The organism is Actinomadura chibensis NBRC 106107 (assembly GCF_001552135.1).
Lineage (GTDB): Bacteria > Actinomycetota > Actinomycetes > Streptosporangiales > Streptosporangiaceae > Spirillospora > Spirillospora chibensis.
The window spans coordinates 1-7,367 of sequence record NZ_BCQP01000111.1; the positions used below are offsets into that span (position 1 = coordinate 1).

6 protein-coding genes and 1 pseudogene are annotated in these 7,367 nt (G+C 75.9%); 2 read left to right on the top strand and 5 right to left on the bottom strand.

The annotated features are described in order from the left end of the window. The first annotated feature begins 782 nt into the window (after nucleotides 1-782). Nucleotides 783-1,037, top strand: a complete 255-nt coding sequence (locus tag ACH01S_RS41470) for a hypothetical protein (RefSeq protein ID WP_067905789.1) — start codon at nucleotides 783-785, stop codon at nucleotides 1,035-1,037. Nucleotides 1,038-1,095: 58 nt separating this feature from the next. Here the strand turns inward: ACH01S_RS41470 and ACH01S_RS41475 are convergent, their stop codons facing one another. Together ACH01S_RS41475 and ACH01S_RS44225 are read right to left on the bottom strand one after the other, a co-directional pair. Further along, nucleotides 1,096-2,358 (bottom strand): NAD(P)-binding domain-containing protein, encoded by a 1,263-nt coding sequence (locus ACH01S_RS41475; protein ID WP_067905791.1) that lies wholly within the window; start codon nucleotides 2,356-2,358, stop codon nucleotides 1,096-1,098. A 28-nt stretch (nucleotides 2,359-2,386) separates the two neighbouring features. Beyond that, nucleotides 2,387-3,616: a carboxylate--amine ligase gene (locus ACH01S_RS44225; protein ID WP_067905793.1), complete on the bottom strand. Its 1,230-nt coding sequence runs from the start codon at nucleotides 3,614-3,616 to the stop codon at nucleotides 2,387-2,389. Between the two features lie 177 nt (nucleotides 3,617-3,793). On the opposite strand from ACH01S_RS44225, the gene ACH01S_RS46490 reads away from it, so the two are divergent. Continuing rightward, the gene (locus ACH01S_RS46490) at nucleotides 3,794-4,981 is read left to right on the top strand and encodes a glycoside hydrolase family 26 protein (protein WP_148344135.1); all 1,188 of its coding nucleotides are present in this window, start codon (nucleotides 3,794-3,796) and stop codon (nucleotides 4,979-4,981) included. Nucleotides 4,982-5,058: 77 nt separating this feature from the next. Here the strand turns inward: ACH01S_RS46490 and ACH01S_RS41490 are convergent. The 3 genes and pseudogenes from ACH01S_RS41490 to ACH01S_RS41500 form a co-directional block, all read right to left on the bottom strand. Next, nucleotides 5,059-6,048: pseudogene (locus ACH01S_RS41490) on the bottom strand (glycosyltransferase family 4 protein); the annotation flags it as partial. Nucleotides 6,049-6,063: 15 nt separating this feature from the next. Next, the gene (locus ACH01S_RS41495) at nucleotides 6,064-6,771 is read right to left on the bottom strand and encodes a YveK family protein (RefSeq protein ID WP_083981741.1); all 708 of its coding nucleotides are present in this window, start codon (nucleotides 6,769-6,771) and stop codon (nucleotides 6,064-6,066) included. Continuing rightward, a partial coding sequence (locus ACH01S_RS41500) for a glycosyltransferase (RefSeq protein WP_157406371.1) occupies nucleotides 6,758-7,367 on the bottom strand: 610 nt, incomplete at its 5' end. The genes ACH01S_RS41500 and ACH01S_RS41495, both read right to left, overlap by 14 nt.

Sequence of the window (7,367 nt, forward strand, 5' to 3'; positions counted from 1 at the left end):
GCTTGGTGTGCGGGTGCGTGAGCCGTGGGTGCGTGAGGCGCGGGCGCTTGGTGTGCGGGGGCGCGGTGTGCGGGAAGTTCTGCCGGACGGTGGAGGGCCGGGGTTCGCACTTCCGGTGCGCGGAGGGCAGGGGTTCTGAGCGCGGGCGTCCGTACTCCCGGCGCGCGGAGCGCGGGTGTGTGGAGCGCGGAGGCACCGAGGCGTCCCAGAGCGGTGTCGCCGTGGCCGTGCTGGCGTCCGGTGTCCGGGCGGTGCTCGGTCGCGGAGGCGGCGGCGCCGTTCAGCGCGGCGAGGGCCATCCAGCCCGCGAAGGCGAGGCCCGCGATGGCGGCGAGGCGGAGGAGAACGGCGCCGAGGGCATGCGGCGGCCGACCCTCGGGGCGATTCGCCCCGCATTCGGTCGGTGCCGGTTCCACGTCCGTTTCTCTCCTTTTCCAGCCGCCTTTTCCGCTGGCGGTACCCGGTCAGCGGCACGAAGGTAGCACCGCCCCACATACGATCAAGGAACCATTGTTCGGCCGCCCGGCATGTCGCCGGATCATTTACCTCCGCATTAATTTCGCTTTGGCGGAACGCGGTTTTCCGGCGGCCAGATGCCCGCTTTACCGCAATTCGAGGATTTCGCCATGGGACGCGGCGTCCGGCCGCGCCGACACCGCCGCGCCACCCGGGCAGCACCCGCCGTTCACCCCGGCTTCGGGAGAAGGATGGCGGACGGTATCGAGTGCGATACATTCGGTGCACGACCTGCGGCGCCTGCTGCCCCGCCCGAGGAGCCCGCGATGCCCGACCCCGCGTCCGCGATCACGCGCCTGCGCCCGCCGCGCCGCCGCGGCGCGCCCCGCCGCGAGGCCCGCAGGTTCGTCCGCCGCGACGAGCTCCAGGTGCTCGTGCTGCCCAGCGTCCCCCCTGCTCAGGCGCCCCGTTCCGGGCGCGCCCGCACCACCGCGTGGACGCTCTACGCGCGCTGGCGGTGGGCCGTCGCCACGGCCAGCGCCGAGCGCGCGAAACGCCGCGCCCGGCCGCCCTGGCGCTAGCCCGCGGCGGGCACCGGCGGGCGGCCCCCGAAGGCGCCGCCCGCCGGAGGAAGATCCTTCACCGGGTGGAGGCGTCCGGCTCCAGCGAGGCGTCCGGCTCCGGGACGGCGCGGCCCGCGGGCGCCCGCATCGGCGGCGTCCGCCGGACGATGTGGTGCGAGATCCGCCGCGCCGCGAACCCGGACCCGTGCACGAACCGCATGACCGGCCCGAACGTGGGCGCGGCGGCGAGCCCGGCGAAGTACAGCCCCGGCACCGACGACTCGAAGTCGCGGCTGAGCACCGGCGCGCGGAACCGGGTCGTCACCTCGGCGCGCAGTTCCGGCGACAGCAGGTCGAGCCGGTCGACGTCCGGGACGAACCCGGTGGCGGCGATGACGTGCTCGGCCTCCGTGACGAGCCGCCCGCCGGTCCGGTCGATGGTGGTGAGCGCGACGCCGCCGCCGTCCTCGGCGACCTTCGCGAGGTAGCGGCCGGTCGAGACGCGGACGCGGTCGTCCAGCCGGTCGCGCAGCCACCACGCGCCCGCGGGCGGCAGCGTCTCCCGGACGATCCTCTGCCGGGTCCGCTCCGGCAGGTACCGGACGAGCCCGGGCCGCTCCGCCCACAGCCACGTCCGGTAGCCGGTGCCGAGCCCGGAGCGGGGCCCGCCGAGCAGCCGCGACCGCGCGGACCGGTGCTCCTCCGGCACCGTGTTCCAGTCGATCTCGCGGCGCCGGGTGAGCAGGTGCGGGTAGGCGCCCGCGTCCGCGAGCAGCACCGCCGTCTCCAGCGCGGACTGCCCGGCGCCGATCACCGCGACCTCCTTCCCGGCGAACAGGCCGAGGTCGCGGTGCTGGCTGCTGTGCGAGACCAGCCACGACGGCAGGCCCGCCAGCTCGTCCGGTATGTGCGCGAACGGCCCGACCCCGACGGCGACGACGACCGCGCGGGTCGCGATCGTCTCGCCGGTGGACAGCGTCACGACGTACCCGCCGGGGCCGCCGCGCTCGACGTTCACGACCTGCGCGTCCTCGGTGCCGGGGATCGCGACGGAGGCGAACCAGCGCCCGTAGGCCACGAAGGTGTCGAGGGGGATCGGGCGTCCGAGCCGCCAGTCCGGATGGCGGTCGGTGAAGCGCATGCCCGAGTGCGGCGCGCCGAGGCTCGACGCGAACGGCTCGGACTTGAGGTACATGCCCTCCGGCATGTTCTCCGCCCAGAACCGCATCGGCTGCCCGATGATCCGCACGTCGAGCCCGAGGTTCTGCAGGTGGGCCGCCGCCGACAGGCCGTAGGGCCCGGCGCCGGCGATCACGACGTCGCCAACCGAGTCGATCATGTTCGTTCCCCCCGTTGTGTTCGCGGTGTCACCTGGTGCGGAGCCGCCGGGCCGCGCGGAGCACGCTGCGCCCTCCCATGGCGAGGAAGGGCGGCAGGTCGTCCCCGGCGAACCAGGCGAACTCGTCGGCCTCGCGCAACGGGCGGAGGGTCGCCGCGCGCAGCAGGGGCCGTCCGGCCGACCGCCGCAGAAAGTGGTTCTCCACGAGCAGGTTCCGGCCGAAAGCCGGGCGCGCGTCCGGGACGCGGCGACCCGACTGGTCGAGGTGGAGGGCGCGGACGAGGTCGAGCCCGTTCCGGTCGGCGAACAGCCGGAACTGGGCCCCGATCCGCGGGTTGAAGTCGAGCAGGTGGTAGCCGCCGTCGCCGGGGTCGCGGCGGAAGTCGAGGTCGACGAGGCCGCGGCAGCCGAGCAGCCGGACGATCCGCACCGCGAGCCGCTCCAGTTCGGGGTTCGCGACCCATTCGCCGTGGACGGTGTGACCCGCGTGGGCGGGCAGGGCGAGGTGCTTGCGGCCCGTCCCGCCGAAGAGGCAGCCGAGGTCGTCGTCGAAGTAGCCCTGGAAGAACCAGTCGCCGCCGCCCGGCGGGATGTACCCCTGGAGGATCAGCGGGCCCGCGCCGTCGCCGGGGCCGCCGTCGCGGGACGCGGCGAACAGCCGGTGCGCCTCGTCCCGCGCGTGGACGAGCGTCGTGCTGCGCAGCCCGGGGCCGAGCCGCCACGGCCGCGCGAACTTGACGATCAGCGGCAGCCCGAGGTCGCGGACGGCGGCGTCCACGTCGCGGGCGGACGCGGGCGTGCGGCTCGGCGGGCGGCGCAGGCCGTGCGCCGCGCACGCCTCCAGCAGCAGCGACTTGTCGGCGACGCGGCGCGGGACGTCCGGGTCCTGGACGGGGAAGGCGAAGCGGCGGGCCAGCGCGTCCGCGTGCTCGGCGATGAAGATCGCCCCGGCGTCGTCCATCGGGACGAGCAGCGGCCGCCCGCCGATCCGCGCGGCGATCGTCCGCAGGTGGCCGAGCAGCGCGGCCGGGCGCGCGGCGGGCGGCGCCCACGGCTCCCCGCCGCGCAGGTAGCGGGACCGGGACGACGGGTTGCCGCGCCCCTCCAGGATGGCGTGCACGGGCACCCCGGCGCGTCCGAGGCTGCGGATGACGCCGAGCGTCCCGTGGTGGAAGACGTTCGGGTCGGTGCGCAGCAGGAGGACGGGCAGGCCGGGGTCGAGCCGCGGCGCCGCCGGGACCCGCGTGTCGGCGACCATGCGCTCAGCGGGCCCGTTCCACCGGACTATGGCACAAGGCGACCCTCCAAAAAACGTAAAGTTTGACCTGTAAGTGAGCGGCCGATTAGTTCGCCGACGAACGTCCAATGGCACACTATACGCATGGCAGCAGCCGATATCCACGCACCAGGGCGGCCTTTCGGACGGCGCCGTGAAATGCCCTTTTCGCACCGTTCACCCCTGCCCATTCTGACCGCGGCGACGCTGGTGTCGGCGCTGTGCGGAGCGCCGCCCGCGACGGCCGCCGAAAAGGGGCGTGACCGGCTGGCGGTGGAATCGCCGAAATACGTTCCGCTGGGCGCGTTCCTCGGTTCCGGCGCGGAGGGCGTCGGCCGGGTCGAGCAGTTCCGGCAATGGCTCGGCGCGCCGGTGACGGTCGGCCGCACCTATCTGCCGGGGAACGACTGGCGGTACGTCGAGGGGCCGGAGCAGATGATCGCGCCGTGGGCCCGGTGGAAGGCCGCCGACCCGCGGCGGATGCTGGTGGTGAACGTCCCGATGATGGCCCCGAACGAGACCCGCGCGCCGGTCCCCGTGCTGGCCTCGCTGCTGCGGCGCGGCGCGGCCGGCGCCTTCGACGCCCATTACCGGACGCTCGCGCAGCGCCTCGCCGCCTACCGCGCCGGGGATTCGGTCATCGTCCTCGGCTGGGAGATGAACGGGCAGCAGTACGCGGGCCGCTGCGAGCCCGACCCGGCCGCGTGGCGCGCGTATTGGCGGCGCATCGTCACGGTCATGCGCGGCGTGCGCGGCGCGCGTTTCCGTTTCGATTTCGCGCCCGCCAGGGGCCGGGACGCCATCCCGTGGACGAACTGCTATCCGGGCGACGACGTCGTCGACATCATCGGCACCGACACCTACGACCAGCCCACCGGGGGGACGTTCGCGGATTTCGTCGACGAGCCCTACGGGCTGCGCGCGCAGGCCGATTTCGCGGCCGCGCACCGCAAGCCCATCTCGTTCCCCGAATGGGGGCTCTTCCGCAACAACGACAATCCCGCTTTCGTGCGCGGGATGCACCGCTGGATCATGTCGCATAACGTCGCCTATCAGTCGATCAGCGACTACTGCCCGCACGGCGTGTGGGCGTGCCGCCGCAATCCGGCGTCCACGGCGGCCTACCGCGAACTGTTCGGCGCGGCGCCCGCCGCCCCGGTCTCCAAGGCGCCGCCGTCCAAGACCTCCCCCTCCCAGAAGTCGCCGAAGAAGCGGTCGTCCAAATCATCGAAATCGTCCAAGCACGGGTCTTCCAAGCACGGGTCTTCCACACACGGGCCGTCGCGGCGGGCGGCGACCTCGCGGGTGACGGCGGCGAGCAGCGCCAGCGTCCGGGCGAGGTCGTAACCCGCGGACGCGGCGGCCGCCGCCCGGCCCTCCCGCTCGGCGAGCTCCGGGCGCAGCAGCCGGTGCGCGACCGCCGCCGCGAGCGCGCCGGGATCCTCCGCCGGCACCAGCGCCCCCACACCCGGCTGGACGATCTCCGCGATCCCGGGCACGTCCGACCCGACGAGCGACCGGCCGACCGCGAGCGCCTCCAGCGCGATCAGCGACAGCCCCTCCCACCGGGACGGCAGCACGACGACGTCCGACGCCGAGAGCCAGTCGGCGGGCTCCCGCGAGGCGGGGGCGAACAGCACGCCGCTCGCCGCCGGGGCGCGGCGCAGCAGGTCGCGGTCCGCGCCGTCCCCGACGATGGCGAGCCGCGCGGACGGACATCGCGCGACGACGGCGGGCCACGCCGCGACGAGGACGTCCTGCCCCTTCTGCCGGGTGAGGCGCCCGACGCAGACGGCGAGCGGCACGGCGGCGGGCAGCCCGAGCCGGGTCCGCGCGACCAGCCGGGCGGCGGCGTCGGCGGGCCGGAACAGCCGCCGGTCCACGCCGTTGCGGACGATCCGGTACGGCCCGCGCACCCCCGCCCGCACGCCCTCGCGCAGCTCGCCGAGGCCGACGCAGACGAGCGCGTCGCTCCACCGCGCGGCGGCCCGCTCCCACCACCGGCTGAGCGCGTCCTGCGCGCCGGTCGCGGCGAGCCACGACCAGCCGTGCGGCTGGAAGATCGTCGGGGTGCCGCGCGGGCGGCCGGGCAGCCGTCCGGCGAGGCCCGCCTTGGACGAGTGCAGGTGGACGACGTCCGGCTCGAAGCCCTTCACCAGGCGGCGGAGGCTCAGCGACTCCAGCAGGGTGCGCGGCCCGGGGGCGCGTCCGGCCTTCCAGCTGAACCAGGGCACGCCCGCGGCGGCGCAGCGCGCGGGCAGGTCCCCGCCGGGCGGGCAGGCGACGGCGACCTCCCAGCCGCGCGCCCGCTGCTCGCGGACCGCCTGCCCGATGTACACGGCGACACCGCCCGCGTTCGGCTGGCTGACATGCAGCACCCGGACCGGCGTGTCCCCGCTCTCAGCCACGGGCACCCCGCCGGGGCCGCCTCATGACCACGCCTCCGCGCCGGGCGGGTCCGCGAGCGGGGTACGGGGGACGGGACGGCGGCGGGACGGGCGCCGCCCGCTCAGCGTCGCGGCGCTCAGGCCCGCGAGCAGCACGCCCGACGCGGTCCCGACGCCGACCCCCAGGACCGCGTTCGGCGACGCGGGCGAGGCGGGCGGCGCGGCGCGGCTCATCGGCGCGACGCGGACGCCCGTCTCGGCGCGGTGCGCCGCCCCGTACCGGACGAGCGCGTCGGCGGCGGCGTTGGCGTACGCGGCGGCGGCGCGGGGCGTCGGCGCGCTGCCGGTCAGCTCGATCAGCGGCGTGTCCGGCGAGGTGGACGCCCGGACGTGGTCGCGCGGCGCGCCGCCCGTCCCCTTCGGCAGGGGCAGCGCCGAGTACCCGAGCGTCTCGGGCAGCGGCGCGAGGCGTCCGAACGTCTGCGCGAAGTTCACCGCGGCCGGGCCGTCCGCCCGCGCGTCGTTCACGACCAGCACGTACGCGTTCGCCGTGTAGGTGGCGGGGACGATCAGCACGTACCCGAGCCCGCCGAGGAACCCGGCGACGACGAACGCGAGCGACGGCCCGAACCGCCGCAGCACCGCCGCGAGCAGCGCGCGCCCGACGCCGGGCACGGGCACGACGCGCCCCCGCCTCCGGATCGCCCGCCTCCGGATCGCCCGCTTCCGGTAGATGTCATATGACGGCATCCTGAGCCTCCTCTCGTTTCGGAACACCCGCGCGGCCGGGGGTTTCCGGGAGGAGGTACAGCCGGGCGAGCCGCGCGGCCTGCTCGGCGATGTCGTAGCGGGCGACGGCGGGCGGCACCCGCGTCCGGTCCCGGGGCGCGCGGGCGGCGCGGTCCAGTTCGGCGGCCCAGCGTCCGGCGTCCGGGGGCAGGCGGCGCGCGTCGGCGGGCGTCTCGCCGGGCGGGAGGTCGTCGAGCGCCGGGCAGGTCGTGTACCGGACGGGCAGCCCGGCGGCGAGCGCCTCCAGCACGCCGAGCCCGAACGTCTCCTGCACGGACGGCGCCGCGAACACGTCCATCGCGGCGAGCGCGCCCGCGACGTCGGAGGTGCCCCCGGCGAAGAGCACGCGTCCGGCGGCGCCGAGGTCGTGCGCCCGGCGTTCCAGCGCGGCCCGCTCGGGGCCCGCGCCGACGAGCAGCAGCCGGACGCCGTCCAGCGCCGCGACCGCCTCGATCAGCAGGTCGAACCGCTTGGTCGGGACGAGCCGTCCGACCGCGCCGACGACCGGCTCGTCCGGGGCGATGCCGAACCGCCGCCGGGTCGCGGCGCGCCGCCCC

What these genes read in the sequence shown, in the direction of transcription:
- ACH01S_RS41470 (WP_067905789.1), top strand. Translation starts at nt 783, where the DNA reads ATGCCCGACCCCGCGTCCGCGATCACGCGCCTGCGCCCGCCGCGCCGC.
- ACH01S_RS44225 (WP_067905793.1), bottom strand. Translation starts at nt 3,616, where the DNA reads ATGGTCGCCGACACGCGGGTCCCGGCGGCGCCGCGGCTCGACCCCGGC.
- ACH01S_RS41495 (WP_083981741.1), bottom strand. Translation starts at nt 6,771, where the DNA reads ATGCCGTCATATGACATCTACCGGAAGCGGGCGATCCGGAGGCGGGCG.
- ACH01S_RS41475 (WP_067905791.1), bottom strand. Translation starts at nt 2,358, where the DNA reads ATGATCGACTCGGTTGGCGACGTCGTGATCGCCGGCGCCGGGCCCTAC.
- ACH01S_RS46490 (WP_148344135.1), top strand. Translation starts at nt 3,794, where the DNA reads ATGCCCTTTTCGCACCGTTCACCCCTGCCCATTCTGACCGCGGCGACG.